Below are 20,386 nucleotides of genomic sequence, written 5' to 3'. Positions count from 1 at the left end.
TCGTCGGCCGGCCCTACGCAGATCCCGTCGGCGTCGAGACCTGGGTGGCTTCCGAACGCCCGCGCAGCACGGTGGAATAGCACTCGGCCCAGCGCTGCCGCTCGTCGTCGTCGGCTCGTTCGATGGCTGCCGCGGCGCATAGGATCCGCCGGTCGGAGGTTTTGGCGAGATCGGCCAGCCGCGCGGCCTCGTTCACTGCGTCACCGATAACCGTGTATTCATAACGGTTTTCGGCTCCGATGTTGCCGGCGAACACCCGGCCCGCCGATACGCCGATGCCGAAGTCGACGACGGGAAGCCGGCGCAGCTCGGTGCCCAGCGTGCGCGCCGTGGCCAAGGCCGCCGACGCGGGATCGCGCATCTTGAGCGGTGCTCCGAAGATGGCCAGTGCGGCGTCGCCTTCGAATTTGTTGATCAGGCCGCTGTGTGCGTCGACCGCATCCACGACAATCCGGAAGAAGTCGTTGAGCACCTCCGCAACCTCTTGCGGCGGACGGCTTTCCGCCAGGGTCGTCGAGCCCACTAAGTCGATGAAGAGCACCGCTGCCTCCACGACGTCTCCCGACAACGATGCGCCCTCCTCGAGCGCGCGCTGGGCGACGTCGGTGCCGACGTGGCGACCGAAAAGGTCGCGCAGCCTGTCGCGTTCGGCGAGCCCAGCGACCATCCGATTGAAACCCGTTTGCAGACGCCCGATTTGGGAGCGTTCGTAAGCGCCGACGTAGGTTTCGATGTGCCCGTGTTCGACTTCGGCCATCGCGTCGACGACCTCGCTGACCGGATCGGCGATGGATCGGGAAGTCAGGATCATGGTCGGCAGCCCGAGCACCAGCGCGGCCATCACCACGACCAATACCGGCACATCGATCGACGCGTTTTTCGGAATGATCCAGCCGTTCGAGCGCAGAACGATCAGCGTCGCGATGATCACGACGGGAAGGGCGCTGCACAGAAACCACATCAGGACCAGACGCGCAAGCACCCCGGGCGTCGACAGCCGGGGCTCGCAACCCCGGGTGGCCGCGACCATGATCGGGCGCAAAGTGCGTTGGGTAAGCAGCAATCCCGTGCCCGCGGCGGCCATCCCGCCGAGCACTACGCCCAACAGAATGGGCAGCAAAAGCGACGCCCCGCCGGTGCGGTTCACCAGCATCAGGACCGCACCGCAGACAGCCCAGGTCGCCACCAGGATCGCGGACTGGCGACCGGGCAGTTTCATTGCGGTGGCCCGTTGATCGGCATCCGGCTGATCGCCAGCGACGTACCACCGCAGGGTGGGCGCCAAGTTCAACACGCCCGCTACCGCCACGGTGATGATCCCCGACACGACCAGCACCACCACCAGTGAGGTGTTGTTGCGCGCGAAATCGGCATTCAACGCGCCCGAGGTGCGACTTCGCAGCGGGACCAAGATCGCCGCCGCGCCGGTGACGGCAAAAACATAGGACAGCGCGAGGTCGCCCGCATACTGAATCGCCAACCCGCGAGCCGTCTTTCGATGCTCCTTGGCGGTTGTCTCAGGTGATCGTGGGGCGCCCCAGATTTTCAACCAGCCCGCTTTGATCACCTTAGGCACCGTTGTTCGGCCCGCCTGAGTTCTGCCCGGGAATGTCGGTGATGGGGAAGTTGGGCATCGGCTTGGGCGACGGCGTGTTTGGCAAGGCCGGGATATCACCGGGTGGGATGTCGTGAAGTTCGTTGACGGGTGGGCCGTTTTCCCGGCCGCCGTAGCTGCTGCCCGGGGTGCGTGGGCCGAGCAGCTCGCCGACGGTCACCAGGTGATAGCCGTTGGCCTTGAGCACCGGGATGAACTGGTACACCAGGTCGACCGTGCTCGAATAGGTGTCATGGAACAACACCACCGAGCCAGGCTTGATCTGCCGCATCAGGACAGACCGCGTCGCCGCCGTGTTCGAGTCGTTGGCCCAGTCGAAAGGGATGACGTCCCAAAGTATTTCGGCCAGGCCGAAGCGGCCGGCGGTTTGGCGCACCGCGTCGTTGGACAGCCCGCCGGCGGGACGGTACAGCGTTGGCGTGCGGCCGGTTGCGGCTGTTATCGCATCGTTGGCCTTGGCGAACTGCGCGGCGATGTCCTCGGTCGGAATCGTCGTCATGTTGGGGTGTTCCCAGGTGTGGTTGCCGATCTCCATTCCGGCATCGGCGATGCGCTTGGCTCCGGCGGGGTTGGCGGCAACCTTGTTGCCGATCAGGAAGAAGGTGGCCTTGGAGTCGCTGTTCTTCAACACTTGCAGCAGCCGGTCAGTGTAGGGGCTGGGCCCGTCGTCGAACGTCAGCGCTACGCACTTCACCATCGCGCAGTTCTGGTTGTCGGCGCGCGTCACATGTCCGGTAAGGCCGCCGATGACCAGCACGGCACCGGCCGCTACCACGCCGAGGACGGTCCGCCAGTAGCGCCAGGCCTGGGTGTCAGGTCTTTTCGGCACGATGGCAGCCTACCGGGCGTCACGTGTGCAGCCTGGGCGTCGAGTGTGAATCCTGCGCTTTCGCCGTGCATCCTGGGCGGGAAAATCCCGTAGATTCCGCCGCCGAGGCACAGCGGAAGCCGTCAGGTAACACTCAACGCCGTCGGCTCACGGGCGCATCAGTGCGGTCCGGTGATTTCCTCGAGCATTTCGGTGACCAGGGCGGCGATCGGTGACCGTTCGCTGCGCAGCAGAGTAATGTGGGCGAACAACGGATGCCCCTTCAGCTTCTCGATCACCGCAGCAACGCCGTCGTGGCGGCCCACCCGCAGGTTGTCCCGCTGCGCGATGTCGTGCGTCAACACCACTCGAGAACCCGTACCCAGCCTCGACAAGACGGTGAGCAGGACGTTGCGCTCCAGCGACTGTGCCTCGTCGACGATGACGAACGAGTCGTGCAGCGAGCGGCCGCGGATGTGGGTGAGCGGCAGCACCTCGAGCATGCCGCGGGACAGCACCTCGTCGAGCACCGCCGGGCTGGCCAAGCCTTCGAGGGTGTCGAACACCGCCTGCGCCCAGGGGCCCATCTTTTCGCTCTCGCTGCCGGGTAGATAACCCAGCTCCTGGCCGCCCACCGCATACAGCGGACGGAACACCACCACCTTGCGGTGGGTGCGACGCTCCAGCACCGCCTCCAGCCCGGCGCACAGCGCCAGCGCCGACTTGCCGGTGCCGGCCTTACCGCCCAGCGACACGATCCCCACCGACTCGTCGAGCAACAGATCCAGCGCGACCCGCTGCTCGGCCGAACGTCCGCGCAATCCGAACACTTCGCGGTCACCGCGCACCAGCTGGACCCGCTTGGCGGGGGTGACCCGGCCGAGGGCATGTGAGCTACCGCCCAGCAACCGAATCCCGGTGTGGCAGGGCAGTTCCCGCGCCTCAGCCAGGTCGATCTCGCCGTCGGCGAACAGCGCGTCGATGTCCTGGGCTGCGGTCTCGATCTCGTGCATCCCGGACCATCCGGAAGCTACGACGTCCTGGGCGTGGTATTCGTCGGCGGCCAGGCCGACGGCGGCGGCCTTGACCCGAAGCGGAATGTCCTTGCTGACCAAGGTGACTCGCTGACCCTCGGCGGCCAGGTTGGCCGCGCAGCACAGGATCCGCGAGTCGTTGCTGTCGGTCCGGAAGCCGGCGGGCAGTACAGCCGGGTCCGTGTGATTGAGTTCGACGCGCAGCGAACCGCCTTGTGTGCCAATTGGAATGGGCTGATCGAGTCTGCCGTGCTCAAGTCGGAGGTCGTCGAACAAACGCAACGCCTGGCGAGCGAACCAGCCCAGCTCGTGGTGGTGGCGTTTGGCCTCCAGCTCGCTGATCACCACCAGCGGGACCACCACGTCGTGCTCGGCGAACCGGCTGCACGCCCACGGATCGGAGAGCAACACGGAGGTGTCGAGCACATACGTCCGGATTTCGGCCACGGAGCGCTCCTACGGGCTCAGAGGGCTGCACGATGCCCAGTAGCCCGCGCGGACCCACACAGGCATGTCGGCGGGGGCCGCGGCACCAGGACCGGGGCCGGTCCTGCCTTCAGAAAAACCCGAGCAGTAGCCGGGAGTGCCGCCCTGGCAGCTGGATATGTCGCTGGCCATCGGATGCGACGCTACTCCGGTGCCGACATGCCCGCATGGCAGGCGCGCCGACGTCGGCAGTTCTCCTTAGCCGGTGACGAATTGCCGCAATTGTGGCTCGTCGGCCACGCCCCATTCGGTGATGCGGTCGGAGATCGCCTGGCGCATCTGCGCGTCGTCGAAAATGCCGGCCTCGGCGACGTTGCGCACCTTGTCTTGGTACGCGTCGATGTCCGCGCCGAGTACTTCCAGGGCGGCCGCGCGGGAGGCAATCGCGGCAATCGTCTCGTCGCGGGTGTAGCCGAGGCAATGCGCGACGAGCTTGGCGAAGATCTGTTCGTGACGCTGTTCGTCACGGGCGATCCGGTCGATGAGCCCGGCCAATACCGGCTCCTCGAGCTGCGCCGCCAAATTGCGGCAGAAGACGGCGTAGCAACGTTCCGACAGGGCCATCTGAACTAGCAGTTCGACCTGCGAGAGCTTGTCGGCCCGGTAGCCCTTCATCACGTGCTGGACGCGAACCTCCTCGTTCGCGGTCGGGTCGACCTCGCGGGTCACCACGAGGTATTCGCGCAGCGCGATCGCGTGCAGATGTTCCTCCGCCGTCCACCGGCCCAGCCAGCGTCCCCACCACTCCTCGAGAATGAAGTGCTCGACGAGTTCACGGTGATGGCTGGCCAGGTTGTCCTTGAGGATCAGCAGGATTTCGCAGGCGTCGGTGAGCGTTCGCGGCAGTGTCGCCTGAGAAGGATCCCAATCGCGGCCGCCCAGGAAGGCGAAGTTCTCGCCCTGGTCGAACGGCACGTAGTCGTGAGCGAACCAGAGCTCCTCGGTGTTGAGGTGACGGTCCATTTCCGCTTCCACAACGGGCTCGAGCTCGAGGATCAGCGCGTTAGGGACAGGTTTCTGTGCCATGCGGTAACTGTAACCGGCGTAGACAGGTTCCTTCAAATTGCGGACGTGGCGTGTCGCCGCGCGCAAGCGCGGCGCAGCCGGGCGCCGCGGGTCGCCGCCAATAGACCTCGCGGCGATCGCAAGCGCGGCGCAGCCGGGCGCCGCGGGTCGCCGCCAATAGACCTCGCGGCGATCGCAAGCGCGGCGCAGCCGGGCGCCGCGGGTCGCCGCCAATAGACCTAGAGCGTGAGGCCCGGGTAGAGCGGATTGGCGGCCAGTAGTTCGGCGGCGGCGGCGTTGACGCGCTCGGCGGTGCCGTCAGCCAGCGAATACTTGGCCTTGGATGTGCCCTCTGGTGCTGCGTTGGTCAGCACGTCGACCATTAGCTCGGCGACCCGGTCGAATTCGGCGGTACCAAGGCCGCGAGTTGTCAGCGCCGGAGTGCCGACCCGGATGCCGCTGGTGTACCAGGCGCCATTGGGGTCGGCGGGGATGGCGTTGCGGTTGGTGACGACGCCGGCGTCGAGCAGGGCCGATTCGGCCTGTCGGCCCGTCAGTCCGAACGACGTGACGTCCAACAGCACGATGTGGTTGTCGGTGCCGCCGGTGACCAGCCGGGCGCCCCGCCGCAAGAGTCCGTCGGCCAGCGCCTGGGCATTGTCCGCGACCCGCCTGGCGTAGGTCTCGAAATCCGGCAGTCGCGCCTCGGCCAGAGCGACGGCTTTGGCCGCCATGACGTGCGGAAGTGGCCCCCCCAGCACCATGGGGCAGCCCTTGTCCACGGCATCGGCGTATTCCGGCTGGGACAGCACCAGGCCGCCGCGGGGTCCGCGCAACGACTTGTGCGTCGTAGTGGTGGTGACGTGCGCGTAGGGCACTGGGTCCTCGTCTCCGGTCATCACCTTCCCGGCCACCAGCCCGGCGAAATGCGCCATGTCCACCATCAACGTGGCGCCCACCTCGTCGGCGATCTCGCGCATCTTGGCGAAGTTGATCCGCCGCGGGTAGGCCGAATATCCGGCGACCAGGATCAGCGGTTTGAATTCGCGTGCGGCGGCAGCGACAACGTCGTAGTCCAGCAGCCCAGATTCCGGGTCGGTGCCATAGCTGCGCTGGTGGAACATCTTGCCGGAGATGTTGGGCCGGAAACCATGGGTGAGGTGGCCGCCCGCGTCGAGTGACATGCCCATCAGCCGCTGGTTGCCGAGCTTGGCACGAAGCGCTTCCCAGTCCGACTCGGAGAGCTCGTTGACGTGCTTTGCACCAGCCGCGGCCAGGCCGGGCGCCTCGATCCGGGTGGCGAGGATAGCCCAGTACGCAACGAGGTTGGCGTCGATGCCCGAATGCGGCTGGACATAGGCATACGGCGAGCCGAACAACTCGCGGGCATGCTCCGCGGCCACACTCTCGACGGTGTCGACGTTTTGGCAGCCGGCATAGAAGCGGTGCCCGATGGTTCCCTCGGCATACTTGTCCGATAGCCAGCTGCCCATAGTGAGCAATACCGCGGGCGAAGCGTAGTTCTCGCTAGCGATCAGCTTGAGTGAATCACGTTGGTCGGCAAGCTCTTTGCGCGTCGCAGCGGCGATACGGGGTTCGACGAAATCGATGACCTGCAGAGCCGCGCGGTAGGCGGCGCGCGCGGTGTCGACGTATTCGGCGCCCGGTGATGTGGTGACGGTGGCGGTGCGGGTCGAGTCGGCAGACATGGCAACGAGACTAGTCGCCCGCCAACGCCGACGGGACCAGCGGCTGGCCCAGCAGCCGGCCGAACCGCCCCACCCGACGCCCACCCGCCGACCCCTGCGACACTGAGACCCATGCCGCGGCTGAGCGAGCCGAGCCCCTATGTGGAGTTCGACCGAAAGCAGTGGCGTGCGCTGCGCATGTCGACGCCACTGGCCCTCACCGAAGAGGAACTGGTCGGCCTGCGCGGACTGGGTGAGCAGATCGACCTGCTCGAGGTGGAAGAGGTCTATCTGCCGCTGGCCCGGTTGATCCACCTGCAGGTCGCCGCCCGTCAACGACTGTTCGCGGCCACCGCGGAGTTCCTCGGCGAGCCACAGCAAAACCCGGACCGGCCGGTTCCGTTCATCATCGGGGTGGCCGGCAGCGTGGCGGTCGGCAAGTCGACCACCGCCCGGGTGCTGCAAGCGCTGCTGGCCCGCTGGGACCACCACCCCCGGGTGGATCTGGTGACCACCGACGGCTTTCTCTACCCCAACGCCGAGCTGGATCGGCGAAACCTCATGCACCGCAAAGGTTTTCCCGAGAGTTACAACCGCCGGGCGCTGCTCCGGTTCGTGACGTCGGTGAAATCCGGTTCGGACTACGCCTGCGCGCCGGTGTACTCACACCTGCACTACGACATCATTCCCGGGGCCAAGCACGTGGTCCGCCACCCCGACATCCTCATCCTGGAAGGCCTCAACGTTTTGCAGACCGGCCCGACGCTGATGGTGTCGGACCTGTTCGACTTCTCGCTGTATGTGGACGCCCGAATTGAAGACATCGAGCAGTGGTACGTGTCGCGATTCCTGGCGATGCGCGGTACGGCATTCGCCGACCCGGAATCACACTTCCACCACTACGCGGCGCTCTCGGACCCGCAGGCCGTCGTGGCCGCACGCGAGATTTGGCGGTCGATCAACCGCCCCAATCTGGTCGAGAACATCCTGCCGACCCGTCCGCGCGCGACCTTGGTGCTGCGCAAGGATGCCGACCACTCCATCAACCGGCTTCGACTGCGCAAGCTCTGAGCCAACCACCGAAGCGGGGCGGCACACCGCATGGGCAGCGGTGGCGCCCCGCAGCAGCTGGGAGTTACGCGGCGAGTCGGCGCACTCCCAGGTATTGCAGCCCGGCGAATATCGCCGTGTACACGCCGCTGGCCAGCGTCAAGGCGACACCGATGCCCGTCATGGGCACCAGCTCCGCGGCGACGATCGCACCCAGTGTGTACACGATGTTGGCCACCACGACGCCGATTCCGGCGCGGCGCAGGTTGGGCGCCGCGGCCATGGTGAACACCACCAGCCCGTACAGCACGAAGAAGGCACCCATGCTGTATTCCTGCAGGGACGTCAGGCCGGTGAGCGACGACAGCGGGTCGGCGATGAAGGCGGTGGACAGACCCATCAGTCCGGTCAAGGTGGCATCGGCGCGCATGGCGAACCGCAGCAATGAGTCGGTCGCGTCGTATAGCGGCCGGGTTGTCAATCCGGTTACAGCGGTCATGGTCATGTACTCCTTAAGGCTCCGCGAGGGGATGAGTCGAACAACTGTCAACGTGCCTCAGCAGCACTGCCATATCGACTCGTGACACTGCCAATTACTGCCACGAGTACAACGACCAGGTGGTTCACCCGGCTATTCCCCAGGTGACAAAAAAGATTTGGCGGACTTACTCGCTGGGGACCGTCACCCAGCCGCGCAGATCGGCGGCGATGAGCCGGGCCGCCGCGTTTTGCCAGTTGTGCAGCGAGCGCTGCGGAACCTCGGTGACCAGCCACTGCCAGGCTTGCCGGGCGGTGGGGTCAAGCCCGGCTGCGGTGGCGTTCTGCGCGTATGCCCGCACGCCGACGACGTACGGGAAGTACAGCGAGTTGTAATAGCGCCATTCCTCGGTGGTGCCGAAATCCCCGGCGTCGCGTGGCTTGAGGCGCGCAATGCCGTCGGCGAGGACGGCTTTGAGCTCGTTGGCTCGCTCCAGGGGATGGTCGGGTGCGCCGCGGGCGGCCAGTCGCTGATCGATCACCGGCAGCGAGGTCAGTGGGCTGGCGACGAGCTTGGTCAGATCCGCATAGTGGCCCAATGCCCGACGGGTGAGCCTGACGAAGGTGTCGTCGTCGACGTCCCCGAGCGGATCCTCGGCCCGCAGCGGCAATGCCGCACCGGTATGCCGCAGCGCCGCGCGGTCGGCGCGCAGGGCCGGCGACTTCGAGAACGCCAGGCGGTCCAGCATCCCGGCCAACGGATCGGCGAGCACCTGCACGCTGATCGCGATCGCCAGACTGGTGAACAGCAGCACGGTCAGGGCTGTCTGCGCGGTCGGCACATTGCCAGTCAGCGCCAGGCCGATCAACGCCTGGCCGCCGAACAGCGTGGCAATGGCCACCGAGCCGGCAAACGAGCGCTGCATGTCCGCCCAGAGCGCCTGACCCTCGTCGAAAGCATCCCACCGGGCCACCGCCACACCGAGCAACAGCACGTCCACGCCCGTCGAGGCCAGGGCCAGCCAGCTGGGCAGCAGTCCCAACGGGATGATCAGGATGGCGTTGGACAGGGCGAAGAACAGCGTCGCCAGCACAACCACCCCAGCGACCGGCTGCGCGGCCCGCCGCACCGCCGCCACCATGGCGCCCAGCGTGGAAATCGAGATCACCGCGAACATCATCAGATGGCCCGGCCGCAGCGGACCCTCGACGCTGCCCGCCATCATCGCCCCGAACAGCGTCAGCGCGGCGACCCCGCCGACAAGCAAGAACTCCCCGGTGCGGGCGCGCCAGCTATCGGAGGGCCGGGACAGCTCGACCAGCACCGCAAACCACGCCACGCTAGGCACCGCTGCCAGATAGATCTCGAGCTGACCGAGTAACTGGGTATGGCCTTGACCAGTAGTGGTGCGCACCGCGTCCAGCGCCACCACCAGCGCGAAGCCACACAGTCCAACCGCCGCCAAGGCAAGCACAGGTTTGCGCGGATCACGGGCCAACAGGTACAAGCCGAGCCACCCGCTCAGCGTGAAAACCACCGCCGACAGCGCAGCCATGCCTCCCAGTGTGGCACGGGTGCCTTGGTGCCGACCCCGCTGCGCTACTTGCCGTATCTGCGATGCCGCTGGCTGTAGTCGCGCAGCGCGCGCAGGAAGTCGACTCGGCGAAACGCGGGCCAGTGCGCCTCGGTGAACCACATCTCCGAGTACGCGCTCTGCCACAGCAAAAACCCCGACAGGCGTTGCTCCCCGGAGGTGCGGATCACCAGGTCGGGGTCGGGTTGCCCAGAGGTGTAAAGGTTTTCGGAGATCGCCTCGACGGTCACCGCGTCGACGAGCTCCTCGGCTGTGGCGCCATTGGCGAGTTGCTTGCTCAACAACGCGCGCACCGCGTCGACGATCTCCCGGCGACCGCCGTAGCCCACGGCGACGTTGACGTGGAAAGGTGCGGTGCCGGGCGTCGACTCCACCGCGCCACGCAGCCGACGGGCCGGCTCCTCTCCGAGCAGCTCCAGATCCCCGACCGTGCGCACACTCCAGTGATTGGCCGGCGCGCAGATCTCCTCGACGACGTCGGTGATGATCTCGATGAGAGCGCCGAGCTCGTCGGGATCGCGCTGCAAATTCTCCGTTGAAAGCAGGTACACCGTGGTCATCTCGATGCCGGCTTCCTGGCACCACCGCAGCATCTCCGCGATCTTGGCGGCGCCCATCCGGTAGCCGTAGCTGACGTCCTCGTAGCCGGCGCTGCGCGCCCACCGCCGGTTGCCGTCACACAACACCGCGATGTGCCGCGGCAGCTCGGATTTCGAGGCGGCCAGACCCTGCTTCAGCCGCAACTCGTAGACGCGATACAACGGCTCCTTGAGCCGCCGCGGGATGATCTCCACGAAGATCAAGACTACTGTGACGGGCAACCATCTCCGGCCCACCTTTCCGCCAACATCACGTCCCGCCAACCGACGTGAGACGGGCGTCGACGCTACTGTTGATGATCGATAACTGTCATCGCAGCAGAAGGGACTCGGCCAGGTGAGCGCGGTCGCGAACGCGGAACCCGAATCCGGGTCTTCCAGCACCGTCGCCGAGCAACTGGTCGAGGGCGTAGCCCGGGTACTGACCAGGCCGCGGTTCCGCGGGTGGATTCACGTGTATGCCGCCGGAATCGCGGTGGTTGCGGGCGCCTCGCTGGTCGCGGTGTCCTGGGCGGTGGCATCGGCTCGCGCCGGGCTGGCCACGCTGGTGTACACCGCGGCGACGATCGTCATGTTCACCGTCAGCGCCACGTATCACCGGGTGAAATGGCAGTCTGCGACCGCCAGAACGTGGATGAAGCGGCTGGACCACTCGATGATCTTCGTGTTCATCGCCGGCAGTTACACGCCGTTTGCGCTGCTGGCGCTGCCGCCGGCTCAGGGTCGCCTGGTGTTGTGGATCGTGTGGGGCGGAGCCGTGGCCGGCATCCTGCTGAAGATGTGCTGGCCGTCGTCACCGCGCTGGGTGGGCGTGCCGCTGTATCTGCTGCTGGGGTGGGTCGCGGTGTGGTTCACCGGGACGATCTTGCACAACGCCGGAGTGGCCGCCATGGTGCTGCTGTTCGTCGGCGGCGCCCTGTACAGCATCGGCGGCGTTCTGTACGGGCTGCGTTGGCCGGACCCGTGGCCGACGACATTCGGATACCACGAGTTCTTCCATGCCTGCACCGCCGTGGCGGCGATCTGCCATTACATCGCCATGTGGTTCGTGGTGTTCTGAGCTATGCGCAATCTCGCCGAAACTGTAAATCTGCAGCGAAAGTTCGAGTAGAAGCCTGCAAAATTACCGGCTCGGCGCTTGGTGGGCCATGCCCAGCGCGTTCGCCAGTTCCACAGCTCCGGTGACCGGCAGGTCGCACGTCCGCCCCCGGCATACGTAGGCAGCGTCGGCGCCACCCACCCGATCCCGACCGGCCAACAGTGCCGCCGAGTCGCACTCCCCGCCCACGACGATCGCCCCGCCGGGTGCCAACCGGCGAGCCTCGGCCAGCAGGGTCGACTCCGAGGGGTCGCAGGCCACCGCGATCTGCAGCGGTCCGCGCACGGCGGCCTCGGCCACGGCCAACCAATGTCCGGCCGACCGCGGCGCTCGCGCCAGCAGGACCGAGCTCGTGCCCAGCCCGTCGGACGCCGCCCGCAGATATCGCTCGGCCCGTTCGCCGTCGACCAGATGTGCGGCCGTCAACAGCGCCTCGGTGATCGACGACGCGCCCGACGGTGTCGCGCCGTCCAACGGGTCAGCCGGCCGAAGCACCAGCTGCTCGGCGTCGTCGGCCGTGTCGAACCAGCGTCCCGGCTGCTGCGGGTCAGCGAAGTGACGCAAGGCGATGTCGAGTAGGTCGGTGGCCGCCGCCAGCCACACCTCGTCAAGGCTCTGCTGGTAAATCGCCAGCAATCCGGTGGCCAGCATCGCGTGGTCCTCCAAAATCGCGGCGCTGTCGCCCACCACACCGCCCAGGCTGGCCCGGCGCAGCCGGCCGTCCACGACGTGCAGGTTCAACAGCTTGCCCGCACATCGCTGCGCGGCTGCCACCAATTCGGGTTCCTGCAGCGCGACACCGGCTTCGGCTAATGCGGTGATCGCCAACCCGTTCCACGCCGTGACGACCTTGTCGTCGCGCTCGGGCTGGACCCGGGTCAGCCGCGCGGCCAGCAAGGCCGTCCGGATGCGTTCGGCTCGTTGCGGATCGTCGGGGTCGGCGGGCAACTGCAGCACCGAAGTGCCGTGTTCGAAGGTGCCGGATTCGGTGACGGCGAAAAGCTCTGCCGCCCAACGGCCGTCGTCGTCGCCAAGGACATCGGTGAGCTGGTGGGGCGTCCAGACATACGTCGAACCCTCACGACTGTCGGCGTCGGCGTCCAAGGAGGACGTGAACATGTCGCCGGCGGACAGATCGTCCAGCAGAAACCGTGCCGTCTGCGCAGCGACCCTGCGCGCCAAGGGATCTCCGGTGCGGCGCGCCCAATGCGCGTAGACGCGCAACAGTAAAGCGTTGTCGTACAGCATCTTCTCGAAATGCGGCACCACCCAAGCGTTGTCGACGCTGTACCGGGCGAACCCCCCGGCGAGCTGGTCGTAAATGCCGCCGCGCGCCATCGCATTGCCGGTGCGCGAGACCGCCTCCAGCGCCGCTGCCGACCCGGTGCGCTCATAGTTGCGCAGCAGCGCCTCCAGCAGCGCCGACGGCGGGAACTTGGGCGCCGCACCGAAACCGCCGTGCACCGTATCCTGGTCGCGCAGCACCGTCGCCACGGCGTGGTCACACAGCGCCGGCGCGACATCCGGGCCGCCGGCGGGCAGACCCACAGCCATCGAGCGCAACTCGCCGCTAATCCGGTCCGACGCTTTCTCCACCTCGTCGCGGCGGTGCCGCCAAGTCTGAGATACGGCTGAAAGTAGTTGCAGGAAACCAGCTTTCGGATAGTAGGTACCGCAGAAGAACGGCCTGCCGTCGGGCGTGAGGAAACAGGTCATCGGCCAACCGCCCTGCCCGGTGAGAGCGACGGTGGCGTTCATGTAGACCGAGTCGATGTCGGGCCGTTCCTCCCGGTCCACTTTGATGCAGACGAACCCGTCGTTCATGACGGCAGCCACGTCGGGGTCCTCGAACGACTCGTGCGCCATCACATGACACCAGTGGCACGCCGCATAACCGATGGACAACAGGATCGGCACGTCGCGCTCGGCCGCGTAGGCCAGCGCCTGCGGCGTCCACTGCTGCCATTGCACCGGGTTGTCTGCATGCTGGCGCAAATACGGGCTCGTGGCCGTCCCGAGGGTATTTGTCCGCGAAGCGTCAGCCTGGCTCATCGTCGGGTCCCGGCCGGGGGTCGTGCTCGGCGCCCCGCGCGGTATCGGTGCCTTCGTCGGCCGCCTGGTCGAGTTCCGGGTTGTCGCGGTCGAACGATTTCGGAACCTTCTTGAGTTGCCGGTTCATCGAGCGCAGTAGGAACAACGTCGCGATGACCAGCAGCACGATCACCAGCAGCCCGAACGGGCTGGCCTTGCCGAAATCGGGTCCGGTGTTTCGCGGTGTCCCCTCGGCGAGGATCGCCACGCTCATCGCGAGCACATTCACGCGTCCGACTCGATTCCGGCGAACAGGTCGGTCTCGGGCATGGCGATCGGCACCCGGGAACGCGCCAACTCGAATTCCTCGGTCGGCCATAGCCGTTGTTGCCAGGAGATCGGTGCGGCGAAGAACTCGGCGTTCGGGTCGATCTGGGTGGCGTGCGCGCGCAGCGCATCGTCGCGCCGACTGAAATAGGCCGAGCACTCGACGCGCGTGGTCACCCGGTCGGCGAACACGTCATGACCGGGATCCCACAGCTCCAGCCATTTCTTGAACGGCCCCTCCTGGCCGTGCCGGACGAATTCGTCCTGCAACACCTGCATGCGCTGGCGCAGGAAACCGTGAATGTAATACAGCTTGGAAACCGTCCACGGCTCACCCGCGTCCGGAAAGCGGCAGTAATCACCGGCCGCCTCGTAGGCGGCTACCGACACCTGGTGGCAGCGGATGTGATCGGGATGCGGGTAACCGCCGTTCTCGTCGTACGTCAGCATCACGTGCGGCCGGAACTCGCGCACCACCCGCACCAGGGCCGCGGTGGACACTTCGAGCGGTACCAGTGCGAAACAGCCGTCGGGCAACGGAGGCGGAAGATCGCCTTTGGGCAGGCCGGAGTCGACGAAACCCAGCCACGTGTGCTCGACGCCGAGGATCTCGGCCGCCTTTGCCATCTCGTCGCGCCGGATTTCGGCGATGTGTCCGTGCACGTCGGGCAGGTCCATGGCCGGGTTGAGGATTTCGCCGCGCTCGCCTCCGGTGAGCGTCACCACCAGAACGCGGTGGCCCTCGTCGGCGTAGCGGGCAAGGGTGGCGGCGCCCTTGCTGGACTCGTCGTCGGGGTGGGCATGCACCGCCATCAACCGCAGTTTGCTCACGTGCCCCCTTGTCGGTCCGCCTGATCGCCCCGTGGGGTTTTAGCGCCTATAGCTGACCCTATAATTCCAAATTCCGATGGCTACACCTGTGTCACGTCCGGAGACCCGCTACGGGCGTTCGCGTTTGTCCAGCAGGACACGTCGCCGGGTCGCGATTGCGCTGACGTTGCTGGTCTTCGGCGCCGGCGTGGTCATCGCCGTCATCGGCTACCAGCGGCTGGGGACCAGCGCCGTGTCGGGCTCGCTGGCCGGCTATCGCGTGATCGACGACGAGACGGCGTCGGTGACCATCAGCGTGACGCGTTCGGATCCATCGCAACCCGTGGACTGCATCGTGCGGGTCCGGGCCAAAGACGGCAGTGAGACCGGCCGGCGCGAAGTCCTTGTCCCGCCGTCCACCCAGGGCACTGTGCAGGTCACAACGACGCTGAAGTCGAGCAAACCGCCGGTGATGGCCGACATCTACGGTTGCGGTACCAGCGTGCCGAGCTATCTGCGCCCGGCCTGACCTGACGTGCTTAGCCACAAATGCCGACATCGATTGTTTCCGCGGTGGTAACATAGTCGAATGCACGGTCCCGGCTGGGGCCGTGTATTGCTGCATTAGTGGCCGTAAGCAGAACGGCAGCACGACGGGTCGGGGGCCCGGATGCTTTCCGGTCAGCCCGGATTGAGGCTTGCGCGGATACGCGGAATCGAGAACACAAGGAGCACGACGAGATGACGGATACTCAGGTGACCTGGTTGACCCAAGAGTCACATGACCGACTCAAGGCCGAGCTCGATCAGCTGATTGCGAACCGTCCGGTCATTGCCGCGGAGATCAACGACCGCCGCGAGGAGGGCGACCTGCGGGAGAACGGCGGCTATCACGCTGCCCGCGAGGAGCAGGGTCAGCAAGAGGCCCGCATCCGCCAGCTGCAGGACCTGCTCAACAACGCGAAGGTCGGCGAAGCGCCCAAGCAGTCGGGGGTAGCGCTGCCGGGTTCGGTGGTCAAGGTCTACTACAACGGCGACGAGTCGGACACCGAGACGTTCCTGATCGCCACCCGCCAAGAGGGCGTCAACGACGGCAAACTCGAAGTGTTCTCGCCGAACTCACCGCTGGGCGGTGCTCTGATCGACGCGAAGGTGGGCGAGACGCGCAGCTACACCGTGCCCAACGGCAACACCGTCCAAGTCACGCTCGTCAGCGCGGAGCCCTACCACTCCTAGAAGATGACCCGCCGAGTGTGAATCCGGCGACGCCTGCCCGGCGTGTTGCGTCGTGAGATGCGCACTCGGCGCGCTATCCGAGCGCCTGTTCGAGATCGGCCAACAGGTCGGCCAGGTCCTCGATGCCGACCGAAAGCCGCACCAAGTCGTCGGGTACCTCCAATTGCGAACCTGCCGTCGACGCGTGCGTCATGGCGCTGGGATGTTCGATCAGTGACTCCACCCCGCCCAGCGACTCCGCGAGGATGAACACCTGCGTGCGCGCGCAGAGAGCTTCGGCGGCTTGACGCCCGGCCCGCATCCGCACCGACACCATGCCGCCGAACCCGACCATCTGCCGCGCGGCGATCTCATGCCCGGGATGTGTGGGCAGGCCCGGATACAACACTTCGCTCACCGAGGGATGCTCGGCGAGGAATTGCGCTACGGCAAGGGCGTTTTCGCTGTGCCGCTGCATCCGAAGCACCAACGTCTTCAGGCCGCGCATGGTCAGGTAGGCGTCGAATGGGCCCGGCACTGCGCCAGCCCCGTTCTGCAAGAAGGCGAACGCGGCGTCCAGCTCTGCATCGTTGGTGACCAGCGCGCCACCCACCACATCGGAGTGGCCGCCGATGTACTTGGTGGTCGAGTGCAGCACCACGTCGGCGCCCAGTGTCAACGGCTGCTGTAGCGCGGGCGAGGCAAATGTGTTGTCCACCAATACTTTTGCGGAATGCGCAGCACCGATTTCGGCAATACCGGCGATATCGGCGATGGACAGCAGTGGATTGGTCGGGGTTTCCACCCAGATCAGCCGAGTTCGGGGCTTGAGCGCGGCCGCCACGGCGTCCAAGTCGGCCAGCGCCACCGGGGTGTACTCGATGCCCCACTGGCTAAACACCTTGTCGATCAACCGAAATGTGCCACCGTAGGCGTCGTTGGGGATGACCACGTGGTCGCCGGGTCGCAGCATCGCCCGCAGCGCACAGTCGGTCGCCGCCATGCCGGATCCGAAGGCCCGTCCGTGACTGCCGGCCTCCACTGCGGCCAGCGCCGCCTCCAATGCGGCCCGGGTCGGGTTGCCGGTGCGCGCGTATTCGAACCCGCCGCGCAAACCGCCGACACCGTCTTGGGCGAACGTACTGCTGGCGTAGATCGGGGTGTTCACCGCGCCCGTCGAAAGGTCGGGGCGGTATCCGGCGTGGATGGCCTTGGTGGCCAGGCCCTTGAAGTGGTCTGCGTCGCTCATCGACGACAGCGTAGTGGGCTAGCGCGCTTTCACGACGAGGTCGTGACCCAGCCGATCCCAGCGGTCAGATCGGCAGGCACACCGTGGTCATGATCTTGTCCGCCAGAGTTTGACGCTTCGCGTCCCACAGCGGAAGCAGGAAACCGATGAAGCAGATGACCGCGTCGGCGGTGTGCGCGAGCTGGCGCAAAACGGACATCCCGAAACCGAGTGGCTGTCCGGTGATTTCGCTGACCACCTTGAATTTCATGATCGACTTGCCGATGCTCGACCCGGTGGTGCCCTCGCGGTAGCCGTTGTTCCACAACATGCAGGCAAGCCCGGCCAGCAGCAGCACGACAAACAACACCGGGCCGACCACCGAGGGCTCGGAGCACTGGGTGGTTGCGGTATACCCCGAGACAGTGGTGACGCAAGAGCTCGCGGTGGTGAGCACGCCGTTGAGCACCGCCCCGATGCCGATCACGAGAAAGACGGGGCCGTAGTCGATTAGCCCCGCCAGAGCCCGGGTGGTCCACGGCGTGTAGTTCTCCGTCGGCTGGGCCCGCACCACCGGTCCCGGCGGCGGCGGCGCGACGGCCCCGGATGATGGGGGCGGCGGCGGGTAGGACATACCGTCCGGCAGCGGGGGCGGCGGGGGCGGCGGGGAGAACTCGCCGGGGGGCGGTTGTTCGGTCATGGGCAACCCTCACTCCCGAGTAGCTGAACTAAGGAAGAAGCGCGGCATTACGGTACCTGAGCACCGCCGGCCCTACCGTCGACGCGGCCCTTCGGAGAGGAAACCCAACAAGTCGTATCGGGTGATGACCCCGACCGGCTTGCCTTCCTCCACCACCATCAACGCGTCGAAGTCACGCAATGCCTTGCCGGCGACGCTGATCAACTCCCCGGCGCCGATCATGCGCAGCGGCGGGCTCATATGCTCTGCCACGGCGTCGGCCAAGTTGGCCCGGCCCTCGAAAACGGCGGAGAGCAGCTCGCGTTCGGACACGCTGCCGGCGACCTCGCCGGCCATCACCGGCGGTTCGGCGCCGACGACGGGCATCTGGGATACCCCGTACTCACGCAGGATGCCGATCGCGTCGCGCACCGTCTCCGAGGGATGGGTGTGCACCAGATCGGGCAGCTCGCCGGATTTCCGCCGCAGCACATCGCCGACTGTGAACTCGTCGGTCGATCCGTCGAGGCGGCTGCGCAGGAACCCGTACGACGACATCCACGCGTCGTTGAAGATCTTCGACATGTAACCGCGCCCGCCGTCGGGCAGCAGGACGACGACCATCGCGTCCGGACCGGCCTCCACCGCGACCTTGAGCGCGGCCACCACCGCCATCCCGCAGGACCCGCCCACCAGCATCGCTTCTTCCCGCGCCAACCGTCTGGTCATGTTGAAGGAGTCGGAGTCCGACACCGCGATGATCTGGTCGGGCACGGTCGGGTCATACGCTGCCGGCCAGAAGTCCTCGCCCACTCCCTCGACCAGATACGGCCGGCCAGCGCCGCCCGAATACACCGATCCCTCCGGATCGGCGCCGACGATGCGCACCCGACCGCTCGACACTTCTTTGAGGTAGCGTCCCGCGCCGGTGATCGTCCCGCCGGTGCCGATCCCCGCGACGAAATGCGTGACCTTGCCGTCGGTGTCCGCCCAGATCTCCGGGCCGGTGGTCTCGTAGTGGCTGGCCGGGCCTTCGGGGTTGGCGTACTGATCGGGTTTCCAAGCACCTTCGATCTCCGTGACCAGTCGGTCGGAAACGCTGTAGTAGCTATCGGGATCGTCGGGAGGGACGGCCGTCGGGCAGACGACCACCTCGGCGCCGTAGGCCAGCAGCACATTGCGCTTGTCTTCGCTGACCTTGTCCGGGCACACGAAGATGCACTTGTAGCCGCGGTGTTGGGCGACCAGGGCCAGCCCGACACCGGTGTTGCCGGAAGTGGGTTCCACGATCGTGCCGCCCGGCTTCAGTTGCCCGCTGGCCTCGGCGGCGTCGATCATCTTGGCCGCGATCCGGTCTTTGGAACTGCCTCCGGGATTGAGGTATTCGACCTTTGCCAGCACGGTGCCGGCACCGGGCGGGACGACAGAGTTCAGGCGAACGAGTGGCGTGCCACCGATGAGGTCACTGATGTGCTGCGCAATCCGCATGGGTTCATCGTCTCAGGCGATTTCTGGCCACGCACATCCGCTCCACCGGCCCAGCGCGGTAGGCCGTCGCGGGGTTATTCGGTGGCCTCGCGGATGTACTCCCCGATCTGGCGCAGCGAACGGACCGCCTCGGGCACCAGCGGCGCGGCCAGTTGGAAGTCGTGAACCTGGCCTGGCCAGACCCGCACCTCGGCAGGGACCCCGACCGCCGCCAGCCTGCTGGCCGCCAACTGCGCGTCATGCAGCAACACCTCGGACCCGGAAACGTGGATCAAGGTCCGCGGCAGCCCTGGTTTGATGTGCTCCAGAGGCTCGTAAATCTCTTCCGGCTTGCCGTCAACAATGTGCTTTTCAGCCGCGCTAGCAACCAATTCGATGAGGGCATCGAAAGCCTTGGCCGGGAACATGGCGTCGGATTTGATGTTGGGGTGCGCCTGCTTGCACTCCTTTGCTAGCTGGAGCAGTGGCGAGATGGCGACCAGCCCGGCTGGATCCTCGCCCTCTTCCTGCAGACGCTGCGCCAGCGCCAGCGCCAGATACCCGCCGGCGGAATCTCCAGCCAACACAATCTGGTCTGGCTGATAGCCACACGACCGCAGCCAGCGGTAGCCGTCGTAGCAGTCGTCCAGCGCCATTCCGATCGAATGCTTGGGCAGCAGCCGGTAATTGACCACCAGAACGGGCGCATCAGCAAACTTGGATAGCGCTTCGACCAGACGGCCGTGCGAGTTTGCTCCACACGTCAGGAATGCGCCGCCGTGCAGATAGACAACCACCCGTCGAGTACCGTCCGCGGGCAACACCCCAGGTGCCCGCACTAGCTGAGCAGAGGCATTAGGCAAGGTCACCTCGGCTCGCACGGTCGCGGAGACCGGCAACAGCAACTTGGCCGTCAGGTCGACCAGACCCCACGGCCACGGCAGGTTAGGGACGTAGCTACCGACGGCCAAGACCGGCCGTATGGTCAACCAGGACGCCAGCGTGGCTAATCGCGCAGGGATGCTGGGGCCGGACTCGAGCACCTCCACCGGGGCGGAGTCGCTGAGCGCGAATATGCGGCTTTTATCTCTGCGTGCCCGCAGCACATCCCGAGGCCGGATGGCATGGCGGGGCGAGCCGGAGACCTTTCTAGGTGCGGTCATGCTCAACACT

Annotated in this window: 19 protein-coding genes; 4 read left to right on the top strand and 15 right to left on the bottom strand. The window is 66.4% G+C overall.

Going from position 1 to position 20,386, the window contains the following annotated elements:
- Positions 1–13: 13 nt before the first annotated feature.
- The 5 genes from AC5Y2L_RS26240 to AC5Y2L_RS26220 all read right to left on the bottom strand — a co-directional run bounded on the left by AC5Y2L_RS26240 (position 14) and on the right by AC5Y2L_RS26220 (position 6,657).
- Entirely contained in the window at positions 14–1,480 is a 1,467-nt protein-coding gene (locus AC5Y2L_RS26240; RefSeq protein ID WP_499933224.1) for an adenylate/guanylate cyclase domain-containing protein, read from the bottom strand.
- Between the two features lie 88 nt (positions 1,481–1,568).
- On the bottom strand, positions 1,569–2,444 hold the full coding sequence (locus AC5Y2L_RS26235; protein WP_499933096.1) for a polysaccharide deacetylase family protein: 876 nt from the start codon (positions 2,442–2,444) through the stop codon (positions 1,569–1,571).
- A 158-nt stretch (positions 2,445–2,602) separates the two neighbouring features.
- Complete coding sequence (phoH2, locus tag AC5Y2L_RS26230; RefSeq protein ID WP_499933098.1) at positions 2,603–3,904, bottom strand: RNA 5'-3' helicase PhoH2; 1,302 nt, start codon at positions 3,902–3,904, stop codon at positions 2,603–2,605.
- Positions 3,905–4,141: 237 nt separating this feature from the next.
- Positions 4,142–4,969 carry an acyl-ACP desaturase gene (locus AC5Y2L_RS26225; RefSeq protein WP_499933100.1) on the bottom strand — a complete coding sequence of 276 codons (828 nt, stop codon included), beginning with the start codon at positions 4,967–4,969 and terminating at the stop codon, positions 4,142–4,144.
- 218 nt (positions 4,970–5,187) lie between these two features.
- Entirely contained in the window at positions 5,188–6,657 is a 1,470-nt protein-coding gene (locus tag AC5Y2L_RS26220) for a glycine hydroxymethyltransferase (protein ID WP_499933102.1), read from the bottom strand.
- 111 nt (positions 6,658–6,768) lie between these two features.
- Here AC5Y2L_RS26220 and coaA point away from each other — a divergent pair, with 111 nt between their 5' ends.
- The gene (coaA, locus tag AC5Y2L_RS26215) at positions 6,769–7,707 is read left to right on the top strand and encodes a type I pantothenate kinase (RefSeq protein ID WP_499933103.1); all 939 of its coding nucleotides are present in this window, start codon (positions 6,769–6,771) and stop codon (positions 7,705–7,707) included.
- A gap of 64 nt (positions 7,708–7,771) precedes the next feature.
- Here the strand turns inward: coaA and AC5Y2L_RS26210 are convergent, their stop codons facing one another.
- The 3 genes from AC5Y2L_RS26210 to AC5Y2L_RS26200 all read right to left on the bottom strand — a co-directional run bounded on the left by AC5Y2L_RS26210 (position 7,772) and on the right by AC5Y2L_RS26200 (position 10,552).
- Positions 7,772–8,185: a hypothetical protein gene (locus AC5Y2L_RS26210; RefSeq protein WP_499945250.1), complete on the bottom strand. Its 414-nt coding sequence runs from the start codon at positions 8,183–8,185 to the stop codon at positions 7,772–7,774.
- Between the two features lie 166 nt (positions 8,186–8,351).
- Complete coding sequence (locus AC5Y2L_RS26205; RefSeq protein ID WP_499933107.1) at positions 8,352–9,719, bottom strand: hypothetical protein; 1,368 nt, start codon at positions 9,717–9,719, stop codon at positions 8,352–8,354.
- A gap of 44 nt (positions 9,720–9,763) precedes the next feature.
- The gene (locus AC5Y2L_RS26200; RefSeq protein ID WP_499933225.1) at positions 9,764–10,552 is read right to left on the bottom strand and encodes a (2Z,6E)-farnesyl diphosphate synthase; all 789 of its coding nucleotides are present in this window, start codon (positions 10,550–10,552) and stop codon (positions 9,764–9,766) included.
- 142 nt (positions 10,553–10,694) lie between these two features.
- Here AC5Y2L_RS26200 and trhA point away from each other — a divergent pair, with 142 nt between their 5' ends.
- Positions 10,695–11,417 carry a PAQR family membrane homeostasis protein TrhA gene (gene trhA, locus AC5Y2L_RS26195; RefSeq protein WP_499933109.1) on the top strand — a complete coding sequence of 241 codons (723 nt, stop codon included), beginning with the start codon at positions 10,695–10,697 and terminating at the stop codon, positions 11,415–11,417.
- Positions 11,418–11,480: 63 nt separating this feature from the next.
- Here trhA and AC5Y2L_RS26190 read toward each other — a convergent pair whose 3' ends face one another.
- Genes AC5Y2L_RS26190 through mca form a run of 3 tightly spaced genes read right to left on the bottom strand, consistent with a single transcriptional unit; the run spans position 11,481 to position 14,645 of the window.
- Positions 11,481–13,508 (bottom strand): thioredoxin domain-containing protein, encoded by a 2,028-nt coding sequence (locus tag AC5Y2L_RS26190; protein WP_499933110.1) that lies wholly within the window; start codon positions 13,506–13,508, stop codon positions 11,481–11,483.
- Entirely contained in the window at positions 13,495–13,761 is a 267-nt protein-coding gene (locus tag AC5Y2L_RS26185; protein ID WP_499933112.1) for a hypothetical protein, read from the bottom strand. The genes AC5Y2L_RS26190 and AC5Y2L_RS26185 overlap by 14 nt, the downstream gene beginning before the upstream one ends.
- A gap of 11 nt (positions 13,762–13,772) precedes the next feature.
- Entirely contained in the window at positions 13,773–14,645 is an 873-nt protein-coding gene (gene mca / locus AC5Y2L_RS26180; RefSeq protein ID WP_499933113.1) for a mycothiol conjugate amidase Mca, read from the bottom strand.
- Positions 14,646–14,721: 76 nt separating this feature from the next.
- Here mca and AC5Y2L_RS26175 point away from each other — a divergent pair, with 76 nt between their 5' ends.
- Together AC5Y2L_RS26175 and greA are read left to right on the top strand one after the other, a co-directional pair.
- Positions 14,722–15,153 carry a DUF4307 domain-containing protein gene (locus AC5Y2L_RS26175; RefSeq protein ID WP_499933115.1) on the top strand — a complete coding sequence of 144 codons (432 nt, stop codon included), beginning with the start codon at positions 14,722–14,724 and terminating at the stop codon, positions 15,151–15,153.
- Positions 15,154–15,365: 212 nt separating this feature from the next.
- A complete protein-coding gene (greA, locus tag AC5Y2L_RS26170) occupies positions 15,366–15,860 on the top strand; it encodes a transcription elongation factor GreA (RefSeq protein ID WP_499933117.1) in 495 nt (164 codons plus the stop codon).
- Positions 15,861–15,933: 73 nt separating this feature from the next.
- On the opposite strand, the gene AC5Y2L_RS26165 is transcribed toward greA, so the two are convergent.
- From AC5Y2L_RS26165 to AC5Y2L_RS26150, 4 genes are all read right to left on the bottom strand, one after another.
- A complete protein-coding gene (locus AC5Y2L_RS26165; RefSeq protein ID WP_499933118.1) occupies positions 15,934–17,088 on the bottom strand; it encodes a cystathionine gamma-synthase in 1,155 nt (384 codons plus the stop codon).
- Between the two features lie 64 nt (positions 17,089–17,152).
- The gene (locus tag AC5Y2L_RS26160; RefSeq protein ID WP_499933120.1) at positions 17,153–17,767 is read right to left on the bottom strand and encodes an RDD family protein; all 615 of its coding nucleotides are present in this window, start codon (positions 17,765–17,767) and stop codon (positions 17,153–17,155) included.
- 72 nt (positions 17,768–17,839) lie between these two features.
- On the bottom strand, positions 17,840–19,234 hold the full coding sequence (locus tag AC5Y2L_RS26155; protein WP_499933122.1) for a cystathionine beta-synthase: 1,395 nt from the start codon (positions 19,232–19,234) through the stop codon (positions 17,840–17,842).
- A 74-nt stretch (positions 19,235–19,308) separates the two neighbouring features.
- Entirely contained in the window at positions 19,309–20,376 is a 1,068-nt protein-coding gene (locus AC5Y2L_RS26150) for an alpha/beta hydrolase (protein WP_499933124.1), read from the bottom strand.
- Between the last annotated feature and the right edge of the window lie 10 nt (positions 20,377–20,386).

The sequence above is a fragment of the Mycobacterium sp. NGS66 genome (assembly GCF_059812225.1).
This window is presented reverse-complemented; position numbering and strand designations above follow the sequence as displayed.